At 44.2% G+C, this 21,010-nt stretch carries 18 protein-coding genes; 8 read left to right on the top strand and 10 right to left on the bottom strand.

The window, feature by feature from the left end; translation table 11 throughout:
* Positions 1-254 precede the first annotated feature (254 nt).
* The 3 genes from aroQ to accC all read left to right on the top strand — a co-directional run bounded on the left by aroQ (position 255) and on the right by accC (position 2,716).
* A complete protein-coding gene (gene aroQ / locus sps_RS14935; RefSeq protein ID WP_077753258.1) occupies positions 255-710 on the top strand; it encodes a type II 3-dehydroquinate dehydratase in 456 nt (151 codons plus the stop codon).
* Between the two features lie 9 nt (positions 711-719).
* Complete coding sequence (accB, locus tag sps_RS14940) at positions 720-1,199, top strand: acetyl-CoA carboxylase biotin carboxyl carrier protein (protein WP_077753259.1); 480 nt, start codon at positions 720-722, stop codon at positions 1,197-1,199.
* Positions 1,200-1,351: 152 nt separating this feature from the next.
* Positions 1,352-2,716, top strand: a complete 1,365-nt coding sequence (accC, locus tag sps_RS14945; RefSeq protein ID WP_077753260.1) for an acetyl-CoA carboxylase biotin carboxylase subunit — start codon at positions 1,352-1,354, stop codon at positions 2,714-2,716.
* Positions 2,717-3,075: 359 nt separating this feature from the next.
* Here the strand turns inward: accC and sps_RS14950 are convergent, their stop codons facing one another.
* Positions 3,076-3,843 (bottom strand): hypothetical protein, encoded by a 768-nt coding sequence (locus tag sps_RS14950; RefSeq protein ID WP_179948376.1) that lies wholly within the window; start codon positions 3,841-3,843, stop codon positions 3,076-3,078.
* A gap of 58 nt (positions 3,844-3,901) precedes the next feature.
* The gene (locus sps_RS14955; RefSeq protein ID WP_077753261.1) at positions 3,902-5,053 is read right to left on the bottom strand and encodes a BamA/TamA family outer membrane protein; all 1,152 of its coding nucleotides are present in this window, start codon (positions 5,051-5,053) and stop codon (positions 3,902-3,904) included.
* A 355-nt stretch (positions 5,054-5,408) separates the two neighbouring features.
* On the opposite strand from sps_RS14955, the gene sps_RS14960 reads away from it, so the two are divergent.
* A complete protein-coding gene (locus sps_RS14960) occupies positions 5,409-5,702 on the top strand; it encodes a hypothetical protein (protein ID WP_149027285.1) in 294 nt (97 codons plus the stop codon).
* Between the two features lie 44 nt (positions 5,703-5,746).
* Here the strand turns inward: sps_RS14960 and sps_RS14965 are convergent, their stop codons facing one another.
* The 5 genes from sps_RS14965 to sps_RS14985 form a co-directional block, all read right to left on the bottom strand.
* Positions 5,747-8,944, bottom strand: a complete 3,198-nt coding sequence (locus sps_RS14965) for an HD domain-containing phosphohydrolase (protein WP_077753263.1) — start codon at positions 8,942-8,944, stop codon at positions 5,747-5,749.
* Positions 8,945-9,056: 112 nt separating this feature from the next.
* Entirely contained in the window at positions 9,057-9,647 is a 591-nt protein-coding gene (locus sps_RS14970) for a DUF4145 domain-containing protein (protein ID WP_077753264.1), read from the bottom strand.
* Between the two features lie 1,244 nt (positions 9,648-10,891).
* Complete coding sequence (locus tag sps_RS14975; RefSeq protein WP_077753265.1) at positions 10,892-11,944, bottom strand: MJ1255/VC2487 family glycosyltransferase; 1,053 nt, start codon at positions 11,942-11,944, stop codon at positions 10,892-10,894.
* 342 nt (positions 11,945-12,286) lie between these two features.
* Positions 12,287-12,883, bottom strand: a complete 597-nt coding sequence (locus sps_RS14980) for a phosphatase PAP2 family protein (RefSeq protein WP_077753266.1) — start codon at positions 12,881-12,883, stop codon at positions 12,287-12,289.
* Between the two features lie 115 nt (positions 12,884-12,998).
* Positions 12,999-13,244 carry a YgjV family protein gene (locus tag sps_RS14985; protein WP_077753267.1) on the bottom strand — a complete coding sequence of 82 codons (246 nt, stop codon included), beginning with the start codon at positions 13,242-13,244 and terminating at the stop codon, positions 12,999-13,001.
* A 333-nt stretch (positions 13,245-13,577) separates the two neighbouring features.
* Here sps_RS14985 and rraA point away from each other — a divergent pair, with 333 nt between their 5' ends.
* Positions 13,578-14,063 (top strand): ribonuclease E activity regulator RraA, encoded by a 486-nt coding sequence (gene rraA, locus sps_RS14990; RefSeq protein WP_077753268.1) that lies wholly within the window; start codon positions 13,578-13,580, stop codon positions 14,061-14,063.
* Between the two features lie 88 nt (positions 14,064-14,151).
* On the opposite strand, the gene phaC is transcribed toward rraA, so the two are convergent.
* The 3 genes from phaC to sps_RS15005 all read right to left on the bottom strand — a co-directional run bounded on the left by phaC (position 14,152) and on the right by sps_RS15005 (position 17,358).
* Positions 14,152-15,924 carry a class I poly(R)-hydroxyalkanoic acid synthase gene (phaC, locus tag sps_RS14995; RefSeq protein ID WP_077753269.1) on the bottom strand — a complete coding sequence of 591 codons (1,773 nt, stop codon included), beginning with the start codon at positions 15,922-15,924 and terminating at the stop codon, positions 14,152-14,154.
* Between the two features lie 154 nt (positions 15,925-16,078).
* Positions 16,079-16,429, bottom strand: a complete 351-nt coding sequence (locus tag sps_RS15000; RefSeq protein WP_077753270.1) for a phasin family protein — start codon at positions 16,427-16,429, stop codon at positions 16,079-16,081.
* 182 nt (positions 16,430-16,611) lie between these two features.
* Positions 16,612-17,358 (bottom strand): SDR family oxidoreductase, encoded by a 747-nt coding sequence (locus sps_RS15005; RefSeq protein WP_077753271.1) that lies wholly within the window; start codon positions 17,356-17,358, stop codon positions 16,612-16,614.
* A gap of 425 nt (positions 17,359-17,783) precedes the next feature.
* On the opposite strand from sps_RS15005, the gene sps_RS15010 reads away from it, so the two are divergent.
* From sps_RS15010 to sps_RS15020, 3 genes are all read left to right on the top strand, one after another.
* A complete protein-coding gene (locus sps_RS15010) occupies positions 17,784-18,827 on the top strand; it encodes a formimidoylglutamase (protein ID WP_077753272.1) in 1,044 nt (347 codons plus the stop codon).
* Between the two features lie 701 nt (positions 18,828-19,528).
* Positions 19,529-20,284, top strand: a complete 756-nt coding sequence (gene ubiE / locus sps_RS15015) for a bifunctional demethylmenaquinone methyltransferase/2-methoxy-6-polyprenyl-1,4-benzoquinol methylase UbiE (RefSeq protein WP_077753273.1) — start codon at positions 19,529-19,531, stop codon at positions 20,282-20,284.
* A gap of 108 nt (positions 20,285-20,392) precedes the next feature.
* Entirely contained in the window at positions 20,393-21,010 is a 618-nt protein-coding gene (locus sps_RS15020) for a ubiquinone biosynthesis accessory factor UbiJ (protein ID WP_077753274.1), read from the top strand.

Below are 21,010 nucleotides of genomic sequence, written 5' to 3' on the forward strand. Positions count from 1 at the left end.
AGGAGGGGGGTTAGCCTCGAAATTTATCGGTTTGTTCTCTCCCAGTTAAAGCAGTCCTACATCCCAGTCCCACCAGCGCAGCATCATCCCAGCCCCACCAGCGTAACTCTATTACCAACCTATTTTCGTCGAAAATGCAGCCATGTGTCGACATCTTCGCCAACTTCTGTTGAAATCAGACTAATCATCTTATCCGTGATTTATGCCATTTAGTCATAAATCACGAGCCATCTGTATTCTCAAAGGATTTTGACATGAGCAGCAAAGCAAAGGTCTTATTAATTAATGGCCCGAATCTAAACCTTCTGGGTCGACGTGAGCCTGGCCACTATGGCGTAAAGACCTTACCGCAAATCGTTACCGACCTTACCGATGAGTCTAGAGCGGCAGGGATAGAGCTTGAGCATATTCAGTCTAATGCCGAGCATGAACTTATCGATGCCATACATAATACAGACGCTGACTTTATCATCATCAACCCGGCAGCATTCACCCATACCAGCGTAGCTATACGTGATGCCATATTAGGCGTCGCGATTCCTTTTATCGAAGTGCATCTCTCTAATGTCCATGCTCGTGAACCTTTCCGTCATCACTCCTACTTCTCAGATAAAGCCATTGGCGTTATCTGTGGTTTAGGTCCTGAGGGTTATCACTTTGCCCTAAAATCGGCGATTACGCGTTTACATGCCAAGACCGCAGAGCATTAAGGTAGAGTTATGGATATTCGCAAAATCAAGAAGCTGATTGAGCTAGTTCAAGAATCTGGCATCGAAGAGCTTGAAGTCAAAGAGGGCGAAGAGTCGGTACGTATCTGCCGCCAAAGCCCGACTCAAATACATACGCCCCAGCAGGTCTATACCGTGAGTCATGATTCATCACAAACAAATATCACTGCCACTCAGCCTCAAAGTCACGGGCAGAATTCAACGACAAATGACGAGCTCGTTGAGCCTAACGAAAATACAGTCATTTCACCTATGGTAGGCACCTTCTATCTATCTCCTGCTCCCGAAGCCGCTCCCTTATCTACACTTGGGCAAAGAGTCGAGAAAGGTCAAGCCATTTGTATTATCGAGGCGATGAAGATGATGAACCAGATAGAGGCTCATCGCAGCGGTATCATTAGGTCAATTTTGGTGGAGAATGGCGACGCCGTCGGTTTCGATCAGCCCTTGATTATCATTGAAGATGAATAAGATCTGTTGTGAGCAGCAGGTGACGAACTTCGCTCTATAGCTCGTGACTCGAGGCTTTCTTAGCCTTGTCTTGAGCTCGATACTTTATTGAGTTGCGAGTTGCGAAAAAACACTCAGCATTTAAGCGCATAGCTAAAAAGGAATTGCCATAGATGAACCTGCCAGTTGTGCGCCCAATTAAACGCGTGCTTATCGCCAACCGAGGCGAAATAGCATTGAGAATTCAGCGCGCTTGCACTCAACTTGGCATCGAAACTGTCGCCGTCTACTCTAGCGCAGATAAAGACCTTTTACATATCAAGCAAGCCAATGCCAGTTTGTGCATAGGCAAACCAGCAGCAAGCGAAAGCTACCTCAATATTGCCGCCATACTCGCCGCAGCATCTGCCGCCAAAGTCGATGCCATACATCCAGGTTATGGTTTTCTGTCAGAAAACGCCGACTTTGCCGAACAAGTTGAAGCCTGCGGCTTTAGCTTTATCGGCCCAACAGCGAAAGTGATTAGGCTGATGGGCGATAAAGTCTCTGCCATCGCTGCAATGAAAAAAGCCGGAGTACCTACTGTACCAGGCTCAGATGGCATGCTTTCTAATGATGAACAGCTCAATAAACGCTTAGCAATAGAGATAGGTTATCCGGTGATCATCAAGGCAACTGCGGGTGGCGGTGGCCGTGGCATGCGCGTTGTCCATGATGAAAGCAAGTTGATACAGGCCATTGAACTCACTCAAGCCGAAGCCAAAGCAGCCTTCGCTAATGGCGATGTGTACATGGAAAAATATCTGCAAACACCTCGCCATATCGAAATTCAAATCCTCTGTGATGGCCAAGGTCGTGCCATTCACTTAGGCGAGCGCGACTGCTCCATGCAGCGCAAGCACCAGAAGGTGGTAGAGGAAGCGCCAGCCTTAGGCATAGACGCAGACACTCGTCGCGAGATTGGTACTTTATGTGCTAAGGCCTGTGTCGATATCGATTATCGCGGTGCAGGCACCTTCGAATTCCTCTATGAAGCAGGCCACTTTTATTTTATCGAGATGAATACTCGCATACAGGTAGAACACCCCATCACTGAGATGGTGACAGACGTCGATCTGATTCAGGCGCAACTTGAGATCGCAGCAGGTAAGCCGCTCACTATCAGGCAAGAAGATATCTCGCTAAACGGCCACAGCATAGAGTGCCGCATCAATGCCGAAGATCCACACGCCTTTATCCCCTCACCCGGCACAGTGAAAGCCTTTCACGCCCCCGGCGGCATCGGCGTTCGTTGGGATTCTCATATTTACTCAGGCTACACAGTTCCGCCCTATTACGATTCTATGATAGGAAAGCTGATCACTTGGGGGTCAACACGAAACCAAGCCATAGCCCGTATGCAGACCGCACTCAATGAGTTGACCATCGAAGGCATCGCCACCAATGTGCCTCTGCTACAGCAGATACTAAAAGATGAAGGGTTTAGAGAAGGTGGACAGTCGATACATTATCTTGAGGAGAAGGTTTTAGGGGCTTGAAGGATTAGTAAAGAAGAATTCAGGCGCTAGATTAGGGCTTTGATTTGAGTTTGGGGCTAATGAGCTGTGAGCCTTTTATCTATTATCCTTTGTGATTATATTTCCCTATCTACTAATACTGCATAACCTTAAGCTAATGTGCTCTGCCCCCCTTTATCTAAGTACAAAAGATATGGCTGCCTTTATGGCCTTTACTCAAATAAACCTTGATTTTTTTTAATCAAATCTTGCCCCCGTACCAGTATAGTAACAATATCCAAGCCACCCATTGTTAATCAACAACATACCTAGTGCATTTCAAGTTATCAATGCACACCTAAGCCAGCTTAGCCAAGAAGCTTACCGTTATAACAATAAACTCAACGAGCTTGAGCAGAGCTGGGCTCACATGATGAGGTGTAACTATCGAGTTCGATTAGCCCTCGAAGTATGATGCCGTGATAGCGGGCTTTAATCAGTTGGTAATCCATAGCTGGGGCAAAGTAATAGGTAACATCTTCAGCACCTGTTTGCTCCACAGGTATCAAGGTTAGCTCGCCCCAGGGCTCTATGTTTTCTGTCTGGCGTTCTTGAACATAGAATTGATAGGGCTCTATATCATCTGAAGCTTGTCGGATTAAGGCAAATTGCTTTCGGCCTTGTAACAGGTATTCTCGGATTTGAATCGCCAAGGTGTCCACATCTCGCAGAGGGATAGTTTCCGATTTATAGGTCTCTACCTCTCCATTGATATCGACCCGAGAGTCAAGGCCATGATTATCAAAGGTCACCCTCATGTCTCTAGAGCGAAACCCTGTCACTTCTTGATGAAATTTATCGGTTAGCCATTCATTAGTTTCACTCGACCAAGATAACTCAGCCCGCTGATGGTACTGAGTACCTATGCCTAAAATGCTGGCTTCACTTGTTGTAGTTACAACCGCAGTCTTACCCTGCCAAGCCTCAATCCTGTTCATTGTGCCGGTATATATGCCACTCAGATAAATAGAGAAATTTGACGTGCGGCTGCACTGAACCTGCTCTTTTTGTTCGTGCTTTTGTTGTTCATTGGCGAAAGCTGTATTGGTTAATGTCCCGAGTAATAAAGTTAGCGCTAGAACTTGTACTAAAACAGTCTGTGTCATCATCTAAATAGGCTCTTTATACACTTCATACTTCCCATAGCGGTCGCAATGTTAGCTGTGCTTAAAAGACTTCATTCACATTAAGGTAGAAGTTGGTTTCATTTTCACCAACGCCCACATCAAAACGTAAATTGATATTGTCTTTGATATTAAAACGGAAACCTGTTCCGTAAGAGGTTAATAGCTCCTCGGTCAGATCATTTATTTTGGGTGCCACGCTACCTACCGCGCCCCAAAAGACCATGCCATAACGTTGGAATATGGGTAGGCGGTATTCAACTTGTCCCATCATCATCTGCTCATCACGGTAGCGGCCTTTGATATATCCGCGCATGGCATTAGAGCCGCCAAGGTCTGGCAACATGTTCCAAGGCACATCGCCATCGGTAAAGTGCCCCTGCACTTGCCAAGCGATGAGCCCAGGTGCAGAGTTGCCTAGGTCAATATAGTTGGCTAACTCGATATCATAAGTCGAAAACGAAGAGGACTCGTTGTTTTGATATAAGCCGGCATCGATTTGAAATAACCAACCTTTTGTGGCGTTTAAGCGGTAATCTCGTGAATCATAGATACTGGTGATCACGACGCCTGAACTAAAGTTATCCGGTAAAATATCGGCAGAATCTACGGGCGTTTCAGTTTCCACCAACTCTAGCTGTCCTGCGCTTGCGTAAACAAAGTCGGCACCGACACCAATAAAATAGTTGTCAGCGACTTCGGTCATCCAGCGTGGTTTGAAACTATATAACTGCTCTTCAAACTCATGATGATTGCTGTCTAGATCGCCTTGCTCTATGCCTTGGCCATAATAAACTGCGGCTTCATTATGTAACTCTAACTCCAGCAATAATCTTTGTTTGCCTTCATTAAAAAATGTCATGTTTTCGACTTCGACACCATAAGAGTTGTTCATGGATACAAACGAATTTAACACTAATGATGATGGCTGTTCTTCACTCGATGCATTGTCAGTTTTATATAAACCCACCATCAATAAACCCACACCAAATTTTTTCTCTGGTGTGTAATAAGCCGTTGGTAAGTAACTCATATCAATGGCTTTAGTCTCATCATATTCACCATCAGCACCAAAGACAGACAAAATGTCATCAACCCATGTCGGCTCCATATCTTCTGGAGTTTCAAACAGAGGTTCAACGGCGATGGCCGCATTAGAAAAAACAAACAGGGATAACAGTAAAATCCGTTTCATAAAAACTCTAATCAATGATGGGAAATAAGGAAGGCACTAAACGACCTTTTTAGCAGTCATTTGACTTGCCGAGCGCATTTTAGCACGACATCAATTTTGAACAATTAATTTGTTTTAGCTTTGGAAACAAAAGATCCAAGCCGCATATGAACACCTTGATTAGGACAAAAAAAGTTAACAGACAACAAGCCTACTTTTAGTTTCATATTGATAATTATGAGATGAAATTAAAGTCCATTTCTGGCCTGCCGCCTTAAATTATTAAGCAGTAAACTCTTAAATAAAATGATTCAAAAATATCGTGCTTCAGTAAGAGGTTACTGCCTCAGTAACATTCATACAGATGAGGTCAACAGTGAATCTAAAGCAGTTTAAGCAAGTTCAAACCCAAGCACAGGATGAGTATATTGCAAAAATGGAGTCTCTCTTAAGTAAACATAAAGAGGCTGAGGATGCATTTTGTATCTGGCTTGGGATCGCTATTTTATTGGGGATGATAATCTTCGATATGAGTGAGCTGCCCAACCTGTTAATGGGTATTTTAGCAATTCCTGTACTCTATGCTTTTATCCAACTCATTCAATACAAGAGTGAAATAAGCATGACCCGAGAAACTTACTTTGCCAGTAACCGAGAACAGCGAAATTGAGCTGAAAAGCACCAACTCAATTGCTCGCTGCTAAGCCTTTCACACTAGGCACTGCGCTTAAGCTGTTCATCACTCAGATACTTATCAATATTCACCTCGTTAATCTGCTTAGCATCGAGGAATTTATGCGCGTAGTCGAGATAGATACCACTGCTAAGGAACAGCTTGAAGATATCCATATCCAGATGCTCGTCCAACGCCATCTTATGGAGAATATCGATAGCGACACTAAGCGGTTTGGCCTTTTTATAGGGTATGTCGGCTGCGGTAAGCGCTTCGAAGATGTCGGCCACCACCAGAATACGCTCAGGAATTGAGAGGTCTCCTGCGCTGAGCTTTCGGGGATAACCCGTTCCCTTTAATGTTTCATGGTGAGTCGATGCATATCTTGGCACACGAGCAAGTTCAGGCGGGAATGGCAGAGTTTCAAGCATCTTGATGGTGCTGGTTACATGCTCGTTTATTTTGAACCTGTCTTCGGCGGTGAGGGTTCCTCGCGATATGGAAAGGTTATACAGCTCACCTAAGTTATATTGATGTTCAGGGATATCCATCTTAATGCCAAACTTAGGGTCAAATTCCACCTTGTTAATGCGCTTAATGATATGTTCCGGTTTGTCTCTCAACAGTAGCTCAGTCACTGGGTAGCTCTCTGCCGACTGAGCATCACTTAAGTTAAGCTCTTCGACTGGCGATAAGCCTAGCCTATCATCGAAGTTTCTCTGCCAAGTGATCACGGCAAGTTCGGCCAGACGGTCTTTATGAGCTTGATCCATAAATTCGCCGCCCACATTGGCATTAGCGATAAACTCAAAATCAGCCTTAAGCTGCTCACGTTTATGTTCTAACTCTGCGGTTAACAGTTCACTTGAATCTGTAGAAGATAATCGCTTAAGGTGATCAATCTCAGCATCACGCCAAAGCACTTCAAATCGCATGCGCACTTCATGGATCCGGTTATATACGGCCTCTAGCTTAGTGCCTTTATCGACTATGTATTCCGGGGTGGTGATTTTACCGCAATCATGTAGCCAGGCAGCAATACGGAACTCTCTGTGCTCATCGGCCGATTTGAAAGCGAAGTTTTTAAAAGGATCCAGTTCAGATTTAGCGGCGGCATCGGCGAGCATCAAGCCAAGCTCAGGAACCCGATTACAGTGCCCTGCCGTATAGGGAGATTTATCATCGATGGCTTGGGCTATGAGTTTAATAAACGATTCCATCAACTCTTTTTGATTACGCTCATAAAGCTGAATTGACTCAGACATGTCCCACATTGAGCTAGCCAGTTCATCGAGTTCGGCAATATTAGAGTCAACATTGGTGACTTCATCATAGTGGCGGTTCTTGATTTTCTCATTTTCGATTGCAAGCAGCTTAATCGGGCGAATGATAGGTGATGCGAACACTGTAGAGATGGGAAGTAACAAGAGTAAACATAGTACTGTGATAGCGATAGACTTCTGCACCTTGTCCGTGCTCGAAGCCAACAGGGTTTGGGTTGGCACTATGATGGCGAAACGATCTTGTGTCTGTGAGTTATTACCGAATGGCGTGACAAACACAAATTGTTCTATGCCACCCAGTTCACGGCGAACCAGCTGATTGTGCAATTGATTGTTTTCACCGATATCGATAAGTGCTTCATAGGGCACTGCGCCTTGAGTGGTTAACAGGTGTTGAGGCCCTTCGGCAAACCATTTGGATCTTAAGGCCATTACCTGCTCAGGCGTGATATTTGCCAGTGCCTTATCTATGATAGGGATCAACGGCGCATTCTTACCTTGCATGGCAATATGTAATCCCGTTGGTACTTGTACATCCTCAAAACAGATATCTTCGTGATATTTAAGCTCATCAATGAAGAAACTCTTAGCCGTATAATGCAAAATAATACTGTTGTCTAAGGCTGCAAATACTTCGCCTTGCTCCACGGCACTCAATATTGCTTGGGTCGATGCAAGCTCGACGACTTCCATCTCAGGAAAATTAGCTTGGATAACAGGAATAATCGACCAGCCTAGGGGAATAGCCAGCCGCTTACCATTTAGTTCTGACAATGCCTTTATCAGCTTCACATCGGGACGCGTCACTACGCCATATTTAAGGTCTAAAAATGGCATAGTAAACTCACCCAGACTTTCATTCTTGACCGTTTTCATAATAGGTTGCAGCATATCTAACTCTTCGATCATGTAGCTGTCGACCAGTTCGTTCCAGGTGAAGCCATTGATAAACTGAACTTGTAACCCAGTCATCTCGGCAACTAAGTTAACCACGTCTATGCTATAACCCTGGGGTTGACCCGATACCGCAAAATCGATGGGTGCCCAATCCGTTTCGTTAGAAACCAGCAGGCTTGGTGTATTTTCAACAAGTACCTGCTGCTCCTTAGTCAAATTAAGCTTTTCTGATTGAGGGATCTGGGCTTGTACTCGCTGCTTCTGATTAGAGGCAATTAGCTCACCACTCGGTTTATAAAGATAGATTTCAGTTTGTGATTCTCCCGATTCATTCTCACTCTGGCTAATAAGGTATTCGTTCAAGGTCGATAGCGCGATATCGACGCCGAGAACCGCCCCGGACTCGGCTAATTTGATTGAATAGGTCTGACCTGGAGATTGCAGATGCCTGAAAAGGTAAGGTTCGGTCTTGGATACACTCAGTGTGTTTGAGTCGATAAACCACAGCCGACTGGTTGCATCATAATCACTGGATTCTGTGCGTGTCACTCGCAACTTGAATTGCGCGTCTAAATAGCTCGTTTCTCTTATCCCCCTACTTCCATCTTGCTTTATCGTTATCCTCACCCACCTGTCCATATGTGTGGCATCTAGCTGTTTTCTGATGATTGGATGGGCATTTAGATTGATCAACTCATAAAAGTCACCGTCGGGCATGCCAACATAGATGGCATAAAATAGGGGGTTGGTTCGCATAACTTGGGCAAACGTCTGAATAGACTCTTGATTAAAATCATCATCGAGGACTAAATTATCGAAACTCGAGAGTAACTTAGTGGTATTGATAGCCTGACTATCCACCTGAGAGAGATAACTGCTGACATTCTTAGCAGTAAGATTATAGAGCTTAAGCGCGGATTCGGTGGCCATGGTCTTACTGAAATAATACTGTAAGCCGATAGCAATTGCTGCGGTAACGGCTGTGGCTAAAATAAATATCCCCACCACAGTAAAATGTATGGTGAAACGCTTACTCTTTCTCTTCGTTATCGATCCCATCGAAAACCCTTACACATTCAATCCATGAAGGGTACCAGTGTATGAAAATCATACTAACAGTCAATAACCCGTAACAACTAATTAACACAGGGGGTTATCAGCTGGGAATCTGTTAGCCGGCAATGCTCTCAACTCTGGCAAGACACTCAGTTTCTCCCTCACATGCCAGAGTTTCCAAATGGCTAATAAGTTTAAAACAGAGTTCAATATATTGAATCGCTTCCACCTTGCCTATTTCGTAACCTACCGCATGAGCGACTCGGTTTCTTAGTTGCCTAAGTTCACTGAACAGCTTGCCTTGCTTGGTATTGATGAAGTTCTCTTTGAGTAAGATGCTCTCAATATGCTTATAGCGAGTATTCACATCCAATTCGATATTGATTTTTTTTGCTCTGATAAGGGATTCTGCAGCGGTATCTACAGCTTCCCAGGCCTGAATAACAGCAGAGTTTGGCAGGTTATTAGCAGCAGCGATGAGCAGAGACTTACTGTCATATTTTAGCTCAGGAAATGCGCCTTCTGCTTTCTGCGCTATGGACTTCAACTCTTGGCCAAACTCCACTTCCAGATCTTTAAACTTGAGCTTTTTAGCCAGCGGGATCAACTTAGCGATTGGACGTTTTAAACTAGATACACAAATCAACAGAACCAGCGGCCAAGCCAGTTTATCAAAAAGCTGTATTATAAATTCCATCCAGTTCATTTATCATCCCTCATATATTTTATCTGGACAAAGAGTAACAAGTTACACAAATGAAACATAGTGGTTGATACACTTGTCCAATAACAAGTTTCTGAAATATCTATTGTGGATTCATTTGGCTGGTTTGATACTTGGTAGTGTTCAGCTTACCAATATTGCATTGTTATCTACCGCCTGTCCGGCGAGGAATGTGCAAACACTTCTGCGAGGCAGAATTCAAATCTCTTGTCTGGTAATAGGTTGTAAGTATCTTTTAAGGTTTCATTGGGCTGAATGAGTATTTGGTTTTATGTCGATTACCAAAGCTTCATTGGTGTTTATTGCTTGCAGCAGGCTCACATGTAGCTGCTTCTGTGGGACGCTGTAGATATGTCCCTATACGCTCTGCGGTTTCATCCCTGAAACCGAAAGTTAGACATGATGATCACCTCTTATTTGTTAACCAGACAAACTGGAGTTTAACACTAGGTTGGGGCGTACCATCTTATTAGCGTGTTACCAATTCAAGCTTAGACTTACCAATAAAATCCAAATCGAAGAAAGAAATAACCCCGTGTAGATGCAGCTGCGGACGTTGATGGCAGGGATGCCATCGTCGAGCCCACAAGGAAGTGCTTGCGGCGTTTCGCAGAAGCCTCTGCATAGCCCCCGCTGGGAAGCGTTAGGTTGCAATGAAAGGTACTACTTTCAAACACAACCCAACATGAACTAAGCCAGAATATAAATCAGAAAATGCAACCAGTCTTCATTCGAAGGCTAGCAAGCTTTGGGGCAGAGATGAGTTACGAAGCCTAGCAATAAACCTAAATTGAAAGGATAGGCTGCTTGTTAAAACCTAAGTGTAGATGCGGCTGTGAGCTTCGGTTTCAGGGTGAGGTATCATGAAGTGATACGCTTCGAACGAGATGTATGGACTCCCTTCCCTCGAAGGAGTACGGTCTGAATTTGACCAATTAGCCAATTCTGTTCCATACAGAATTTTGCATTTCCTCCGCTTACCCATAAGGAGATGGGAAATATCTTAAAAGCGTCTGGAACGCTTAAGACCTTGGAGGTCAGATGGACTCTTATGAAATCAAGATCCGGCGTCTCATAGAACCCTCTCGCAATAAAGAGTGCACATGCCTCGCCGGCCAGGCGTTAGGTTACATTGAAGGGCCGACCTTCAAAATACTATCCAACAGCAAAACAGCCAGAAACTAACCACAGAAAATGTAATCGAGCTTCATTCGAAGCTAACTCCCTTAGGGGCTCTTCTTGCGCCAGCTTTGAGGCAGGTCGACCTCATCCCACAATTGACGACAGAGCTTGTCTCCTGAATGCCACTCACCAGAGAGCAGCCATTTGACCAACCCATCACCCACTTGGGGGTAGTGAATTGGCTCAGGAGCTGCCAATTTTAACCATCGACGTAAGGCTTCGCTGTCGAGTGACATCATAGTATCAGCTGCGCCTAATAGCTCTAAAGCTGCAACATTAGATAACTGTTCGAACTGTCCGATTAGCGGTTTAACCAATAGCTTCTTACCTAAGGTTAAGGCTTCGCTCGCCAGCTCGAATCCTGCGCTACCAATCACGCCGCCACAAGTTGATAGTTGCAGCTTAAAACCATCACGATTAAAACCGGACCACTTAATATGACTAGGGTAAGGAGTCTTCGGCGCCTTACCATGATAGACATGAAAGCAATATTCCTTAAAGGGCGCCAAAAACTTAACTATGTCATCGGGCTCTTCGAACGGCAGATACACTAAGATTTGATGTGAGTTAACGGCTACAACAGGATCAACCTCGACAAATGGCGGTAAAATAGGGAAACCAAAATGATGCCAATGGCAACCCAGTGCGATATCCACAGGGGCAAAATAATTCAGTAATTTCTCATTGAACCAAGTCTCTCCCACCTTAGGCACTGCATATTTAAGGGCTGCCTGATGACTCACACTTATTGAAGTCACACCTTGACGCTTCGCAGCCCAGGCAGAAACCGGTTCAAAATCGTTCAATACCAGATCATAAGGGCTCAGATCTAAGGAATGTATATCATTAAGCAGAGAAGGAACTGAATTTTTCCATGCGGTTCTTGCCATACTCACTCGGCCACTATTGGTCGCAATTGTCAGCCCAGCCTCAACCTGGTATTCCCCGAAGCACTCCATATCAAAAAACTGCTCAGGAGAACGGCCAGAAAAGAAGAAGTCGACATCCACGCCATACTTTTGCAGAGACTTAGCCATGACTCGTGCTCGGCTTAAATGGCCATTACCCGTTCCCTGGACGCCATAAAGAATTCTCATTTTTTCTCCCTGAAATGACACAAATTAATACCTGCTTATGTAAATACCAATTCCATTAAATGTATGACCTATTCAGAGCTTTCTCAGGGCTTTAAATTCAAGGCGCATTGTTGAAGAAATGGTTATTCCCTTTTGAGGCAATGCAACGTAAAAGTGGGAGTCCAGAGAAGCTCACCTTGTGCAACTGATGTTTAAAGCAAAAGGAAAAACATTTTATGCTGCGCAAGTGGCTCTCGATATACGACTGCATGGATGCAGGAGCTTGTTGCCGAGAATAACCATTAGCTTCAATCCCCTTAACTTGCCTACAACGTTTTTAATTCCCACTGAATGATCACTTATTTAATGGAACTGGTATAAAACAGCAATCACAGAGCCCGAGCCCAATAAGGCACCAGCTAGGATATCCAGGGGGTAATGCACCCCTAGAGCAATGCGTGATAGCCCGATAACGAAAGCCCAGAAGTAGACCAATAACAGCCATTGTGGATAAATAGCCCAGATGGAAGTCGCCATAACGAATGCGGCAGCGGTATGTCCCGATGGCAGACTAAACTTATCTGACGGCTCAAATTGCTTCGAAGTATTAACGTTCGAAGCAATAACGCAAGTAGTAGACAACAGCGAGTCTTCTTGTTCCGCATTGACAGAACTCCCCTCGAGACAGAGCCCCCCTCTATGGCAAGGACGTGTTCGCCTAATGGAGTTTTTCAATATGAGGTAGAGTGGGATTTCGAGAATAAATGCCACTAAAACCAGATTAAACAGCTCCCCACCTCTGGTATGACTCACCAGTAAGATCAACGAAAGAATGAAGTAGAATGGGCCATCGCCGGTTTTTGATATTTTTCTGGCAAGCGAGTGCCACTCTTTCTGTTCGCTAAGCGCGAAGAAATATTGAAATGCTTGTCTATCTAATTTTGTAATAGTCCCAAACATAAAAAGGCTCCTCATCAGCCAGTATGCTGATTTAGAGCCTAAAAAGGTGCCATTACGGCGAGGTGACAACTAGCCTAAGTTTTTATGACATTCGAAAATGTCTGCCAGCATATTCTTATGCCATGGCGACTTGTTGTGATTTTGCACGATAGATTTTTATCAGGTGGTAGATATTGATACAGGCAACAAACGCATTCATGCCTGCCACCGGCCAAGCCGATATATAGATCCCGTAAACAACGAACAAGGAACAGCCGGTAAAGTTTAAACATCTAAGCCAGATGATATCTTTCATCATTAACGAAATAGCGACCATTACTGACGCAAAATAACCAATGATTTCAATCGTTGAAGCTTCCATGAAGGTACCTTTTAAGGCCTTCTGCCATCCATAAGCGAATTGGGGGGTCCGTGCCCCTAAAGCAAGTTAAAGTTAAGTTAATTTAATCTACGTACATGCTAACAAAGTTATGCCATACATGTAATAAAAATACGTCATTTAATGACCTATATCATGTTTAGCGCTGCTTTATTCAGCAACAGAAGAAACTTTACAACAAACTCGTTAACAGGGGCATATATCAACAATTGCGTGATTGATAACACTTTTCTTTTTAAAAATCCCTTATATACTGGCCTTATCTCGTCAAATTGTGCACGACTCAGCACAATATCGATCTACAGGAGTATGACTATGGAATACAACACCTCAGAACTTTGTGACACTTACATCGATGTCGTCGATGTTGTCGAGCCCATGTTCAGTAACTACGGTGGTTGTAACTCATTTGGTGGCTCAATCAGCACTATTAAATGTTTCGAAGATAACGGCCTTATCGCTGAAGCGCTTCAACAAGATGGTGAAGGTAGGGTTCTACTTGTAGATGGTGGCGGCTCTTTAAGACGCGCACTGCTTGATTCTGCGATTGCTCGGATAGCAGTCGAGAACAAATGGGAAGGCATCATCATCTACGGCTCAGTGAGAGATGTAGATGCTCTGGAAGATCTCGACTTAGGCATTCAGGCTCTGGCCTCTATTCCTGTTGGTGCCGATGGTAACTCGATCGGTGAGCTGGAAATTCCCGTCAACTTTGGCGGCGTTACTTTTCTACCTCTGGATCACGTTTACGCCGACAACACAGGTATCATTCTTTCGCCAGAACCTTTAGATATTGAATAGATAGCTTGAGACAAGACAATCAAAAAGGATGATGAAACCTAAGTTTCATCATCCTTTTTTAGCGCTGTTTTATACCCATTGGTATTATTTATTTAATGGGTAACTGCTGTAATACATAGGTACCCGGGGCCGATGCCAAAGACATTTCGGGGTCTATGTTTCTCGCTGGCACCTTCTCTTTATCCAGTTTCTCCAACCACCCTTGCCAGTGACTCCACCAGGAGCCTTTATGATATTTGGCCGTTTCCAGCCATACATCGGCATCAGCCTCTTGCTTGCCGCCCTCCCAATAACCATATTTCTTCTTATATGGCGGGTTTATCACTCCGGCGATATGACCTGACTCACCGAGAACAAAAGTCACCTCACCTGACAATAGCTGGCTGCCCGCATAAGTCCCCTTCCATTCGGCTATATGATCTTCACTGGTGGAGAGATAATAAACCGGCACTTTGACCTTAGCCAAATCTATACCTGTACCCTTAATCTGGACACTTTTAGGTACCTTTAACTTATTCTCGAGATAGAGCTGACGTAATATAAAGTTATGACATTCAGCCGTTACGTTAGAGGAGTCGGTACTCCAGAACAAGAAATCGAAATCCACCGGACTCACGCCCTTCAGATAATTATCTATGTAATAATTCCAATGTAGGCTATTTTCCCGCAATAAATTAAAGGTCACCGCCAGCTGTCGGCCATCCATATAGCCTAAGCTTTTATTGCGTAACTCCAAACTCGTCACCATAGCTTGATTAATATAGACCCCCAGCTCTCCAGGATTGGCAAAATCCAGTATCGTCGTCAGTAAGGTCGCGCTTTTAATTCTCTGCTTAGCGCGCTTACTCACCATATAAGCCATAGCCGTCGATAATAGCGTTCCGCCAATACAGTACCCAATAGCATTAACATGTTGCTCACCCGTGCATGACTCTATGGCTTCTAGCGAAGCTATGATGCCATTGAGCACATAGTCATCGAAACCACTGTCGGCAAGAGAAGCATCAGGGTTACGCCAGGAGATGAGAAAGACCGTATGCCCTTGTTCGACTAACCAATTCACCATGGAATTTTCTTTACGCATATCTAAGATGTAATACTTATTCACAAACGGCGGCACGATAAATATAGGCCTGGTATTAACCTGTTCAGTTTGGGGATGGTATTGAATGAGCTCGAGCAGATGATTGCGAAACACGACTTCGCCTGGGGTTAAGGCCAAATCCCTACCCAGTTTAAACGAATCTTTTTGGGTCATTCGCACTTTGAGCAGATCCGAGCTTGCTTGCAGATCTTCCTGAAACTGCTCCATTCCCCTGATAAGATTATCTCCCTTTGTTTCCTGGGTTAAGCGCATCAGTTCAGGGTTCGTCAGCACAAAATTGCTGGGAGACATGGCGTTGATAGTCTGCCTGCTAAAGACATTGAGACGTTGTTTCACATCTGGATTGAGACCCTTAGTCTGATTGATCATCTTAAACATGTTTTTACTGAATAAGAGATAAGATTGCTTGATCGCATCATATAGCACATCTTTCTGCCAGGCAGGGTCATCGAACCTAAGATCGTATTTTTCAGGCTCAACAACGGCATCATGATCTTGAGGTGACTGGCTTATCATGGAGTTCTGCCAGATTTGTAACTGGTCTTGCCACCATTTCATCTGAGTATGAAGCAGTTGTTCCGGTTGCTTGCTCGTTTCCTCGAACCAGGAACACAGATCTTCGCTATTTTGCTGCATCATGGCTTGTTGCATTGAGTTATCAGTTGTGGCGCTTTCATTAAACGTCTTGAATAACTCCGCATTACATTCATATAGATTCTTAAAAAAATCACCATACACATTGTTAGCTGACGACATTTGTTCTCCTAACTGCTAATACCAATCTCATTAAATATCTGCTCACGCTGAAAGAACGCATATGTAATAGGATTGGTGTGATCTACAGACCTCAGATTGGATAACGAGACAACGCCTAAGTAAGGAGTGCTGTTATCCATCTGACGCCTTATTTTTAAACTTTTGCAGTCGCCTTCTTAACTGTTTCACTGGCCATAGCATCTAATTCAGTTTTGAATTCTTGACCAATTTTCGATAGTTTTTCACCATCTTCAATCATCTGCGAGCTTAATTCAGTGATCGCTTCAACTTGCTTAACGTTGAAGTTAAACCAGCTTTGAACATCGGTCACCGAACTCGCGCCCTTCATTTGTTTTACGCCAGTTTCCGAATAAACCTGCATTGCAGCAAGCTGCAAACGAGTCGTCTCCTCAATGCTCTTAACCAGCATTTTGTTGTACTGAGTCATTGGGGAAAGTGCTTTTTCATTTTGCTCTATGAGTGTTTTAAAGAAATCGGTATACATAAGTTTGCTCCTATTCAGGGTTTAACGTTTGAGGACACATTTGGCATGCTCCCCAATAGATTTAAAGTTCCGCTTATCCCAACAAAAACCACGTACAGAAAATGATCATGAAGCCGCTGATGATGGGCAAGCTGTGACCACTAACTAATTACTGATAAATAAGGTTTCGTCGGTTAAGCTGGTTACGACATATACTGGCCGCCATTAATCGATAAGGTTTCGCCGGTAATGTAACTCGCTTCAGTGCTAGCAAGATAAATGATGGCTGCTGCAACCTCAGAAGGTTCAGCAAGGCGTTTAATCGGGATCTGTGAGGTGATATTTTCCAATAGTTCAGGTTTCATCGCCGCTACCATAGGTGTTCGGGTATAACCTGGGGCTACGACGTTCACTGTGACGCCCTTGCCTGCACCTTCATAGGCCAGGGCCTTGGTAAAACCTATCATGCCGGCTTTCGCCGCAGAGTAGTTTGTTTGGCCAAATTGCCCCTTCAAACCATTGACTGAGGAGATATTGATGATACGTCCGAAGCCCTGCTCACACATGGCCTGAAAGATAGGTTGAGTCATATTGAACAAGCTATTCAAGTTTGTGTTAATGACCTGATTCCATTGTTCAAAATTCATTTTTTTGAATTGAGAGTCGCGGGTGATACCAACGTTGTTAATCAATACATCCACATGGCCGAACTCTTGAAAAATAGTCTTAAGACCCACAGCGCATGCTTGGTTATCTGTTACATCCATAAAAAATGACTTAACATCTCGAGTGGTTAAATCATACTTATCACGCCACTCCGCCATCTCCTCATCTGTTCTAACACGACATACAGCAATAACCAGGTAATCGTTCTTAACTAATTCCCTACAGGTAATACTGCCTATTCCACCTAAAGCTCCGGTCACTATCGCGACTTTCCTATGACTCATTACTCGACCTCCGCTTGTCGATTATTAGCATGAATGTTGCAGTATTTGACTGGATAGCCGGAAACCAGAACTATCCATGAAATAGTTAACTCACATCAGCGAATATCAAACTAAATCAAGCCTGACAGATGCTGCAGCTATAGATAAATTACTAATGGTCCCAAAAGCTTACGTTCATCATACGAATGTGTAAGAGGAGAGTAACGCTGTTCTAAAGGACAGTGGAGAAGCGACCAAGAAGTGATGTATCTGGCCGGAAAAGACACTAGAAATACTAAAATATAGCCAAGTAAGATGACTTCTAAAAACTTGTCAGAAAACCAATCCACCAGGCCAACAATAAATCCCTCGAGGATTTCATTGCCATCAAAAGCCTAGTTAAGTCACAATGTGGTTATTAGCATCAAAATAAGAACTAAATTGATATGCAATATCTCATTCCTTTTACCAGACAAGTGTGCCGGAAACTCGTTTCAATTCGTGACGGCGAAACTAAACTTGCCCAAACCGTTCACTGCAGCGATGGAAGTAGTCACCTCAGCGAGACACTCGATAATGCTAAAGCCAGTGGTGTACGTTTCGCTATCCTAGGCATAGGTGAAGACATAGGCCCACGCGCCAATTTGGGTCGCGGCGGCGCAACCGATGCATTCGAATCGGCCATGGCGCAATTTCTAAACCTACAATCTAACCGCTTCTTGAGTGGCAACGAGTGTATGGTGTTGGGTCAGATACAGACAGACGACCTACAGCTCGGAGAAGAGGCTGATGCCGATGCACTGAGAAGCAATGTTGAACTGCTTGATGACAGAGTGATCACCATAGCCAGTCAGGTAATTTCGGCGGGCCTCGAGCCTATCGTTATCGGCGGCGGCCATAACAATGCCTATGGCTTATTGATGTCGGTCAAGCATTGCCTTAACAAGAAAGTCGCGGCGGTAAACTTAGATCCCCATTCCGATTTTCGCCCGCGTGAAGGTCGCCATAGCGGCAATGGTTTCAGCTACGCTGCGGCCAGCGGCGCATTGGGTTACTACCATGTACTCGGCATGCATGAACTCAAGAACAGTGAAGAGACTCTGGAGCAACTCAGCACCTTCGGCGGCCACTGGCACACCTTACAGTCAATCTGGATACGTCGAGAAATCACCTTGAAGTCGGCATTAGATGAGATAGTCACGCGCCTAAACGACAGCCAATTACCTGTGGCCCTAGAACTGGATCTCGATGCCATCATCAATATGCCCAGCAGTGCCTCGACAACTGCGGGGATACCACTACTGGACGCCTTACATTATGTGAGCACAATAGCCAGAAATACACCTTGTACTTATCTGCATTTAGCAGAAGCCGCACCTAGCTGCCATGTTGCTGGCATAGCGGCAGGTTATCGCGAAACAGGCCAGAGTATCAGTGAGCTGATTTATGCGTATATTCAAGGCAGAATGCAGGCACAGCAGATAGGTTAAATCTAGATTTTAGTCCCTAGGGTTTAGAACCTAGGTTCTAGGTTATTTCTCTCATACTATTCACCAATGGCTAACTTCTTGTGAAGCTAGTATGTAAGCGCCTGCGCATCCTGAAAATGAGTCAAAGATGCCTATATTTCTCTCATACTATTCACCAATGGCTAACTTCTTGTGAAGCTAGTATGTAAGCGCCTGCGCATCCTGAAAATGAGTCAAAGATGTCTATATTTCTCTCATACTATTCACCAATGGCTAACTTCTTGTGAAGCTAATATGTAAGCGCCTGTGCATCCTGAAAATGAGTCAAAGATGTCTATATTTCTCTCATACTATTCACCAATGGCTAACTTCTTGTGAAGCTAATATGTAAGCGCCTGTGCATCCTGAAAATGAGTCAAAGATGTCTATATTTCTCTCATACTATTCACCAATGGCTAACTTCTTGTGAAGCTAATATGTAAGCGCCTGTGCATCCTGAAAATGAGTCAAAGATGTCTATATTTCTCTCATACTATTCACCAATGGCTAATATTATGATGTAATGCGCAGTCAAATTTGCGAAAGGCTGCGCCAACGCGCATTTTCAACAATTCCGAGTCCAGATAACTAACATCGATCACAATGTGATTGATGTAGTATTCTTCGACGTGAATGAATGGCTTACACTCGCTTATAATAATTGCAGAGATAGGAACAACCAGATGTCACAGGGCACAGAAAACAGTACCCATTTCGGTTATAAAACAGTTGAAGCAGAACAGAAGGCTGATATGGTCGCTGGCGTATTCCATTCTGTTGCGGCCAAATATGACATCATGAATGATGTCATGTCCTTCGGTATCCACCGCATGTGGAAGCGCTTTACCATCGAAAGCGCTGGTGCGCGTCCAGGCATGAAAGTATTAGATCTTGCGGGCGGCACAGGCGATCTGACAGCAAAATCCTCTCACCTAGTGGGTGACAGAGGCCAGGTTACCCTCGCCGATATTAACGATTCCATGCTTAAAGTCGGTCGTGAAAAGCTAAGAGACAAGGGTATAGTTGGCAATGTGAACTATGTTCAAGCCAATGCCGAAGCCCTGCCTTTTCCTGATAATCACTTCGACATCATCACCATTGCATTTGGCTTACGTAACGTGACCGACAAAGATGCAGCCATCCGCTCTATGCTTCGTGTACTTAAGCCAGGTGGAAAGCTATTAGTTCTGGAATTTTCAAAACCAAAGCATGATGTGATGCGTAAGATTTATGATCTTTACAGCTTCAAAATAATGCCAAAAATGGGCGCTCTCATAACTCAAGATGCCGACAGTTATGAGTATCTGGCCGAGTCTATTCGCATGCACCCAGATCAAGAGACTTTAAAAGGTATGATGGTCGAAGCAGGCTTCGAGCAAGTAGATTACACCAACATGACAGATGGCATTGTGGCCTTGCACAAGGGCTATAAGTTTTAATCTTGGTTAAACGGTTCAGTTTAACGCCTAGGTAAAAATAAGAGTCTGTGCATGACTCTTATTTTATAGTTCTAATGCTAGAGTCTAAATTAAGTCATTGGATTAATTATGAAACGTGAAATTGCATTGTTGCTCAGTGCCGGGCTTGAGACTGCTTTCAAGCAAATCCTCGCTCAGTCTCCGGAAGAGTATGCGAAATTGCGTTCTCTACATGGTAAGGTCCTTTGCATTCAATTGAGTCAGCTCAGTTGGCCAATCTATCTGGTTTTTGCTCGCGAAATTCAGGTATTAGGAAAATATGAAGGTGAAGTCACCACTAAGGTCAATGCCGATGTAACGACCCTATATCAATTAACCGAAGGGGCTAACCTTACCGAGCTTATCAAACAAGACAAGCTGAGTATCGAAGGCGATCTCAACTTGCTACAGGTATTTAGCCATTACCTGCAACAAGTAGAATTCAATTTTGCCGAACCCATTTCTCGCTATATTGGCGATGCTCCGACTCACTTTCTAGGTAGAGGCGCTAAACAAGCCAAATCAGACCTAGTTAACGTCTTCCGCAAGAGTCGCTCCCATGTGGGTCAATTAACCACCGAAGAATATAAGTTAGCCCCTCATAAAATCGAGTTTATTCATTTAGGTGATAGAATCGATGAGCTAGTGGCAGATATCGACGCCATAGAGAAACGAATCAAACAGCTACAGAGCCACTTTCCTAAATAA

It is taken from the genome of Shewanella psychrophila (genome assembly GCF_002005305.1).
Taxonomy (GTDB): domain Bacteria; phylum Pseudomonadota; class Gammaproteobacteria; order Enterobacterales; family Shewanellaceae; genus Shewanella; species Shewanella psychrophila.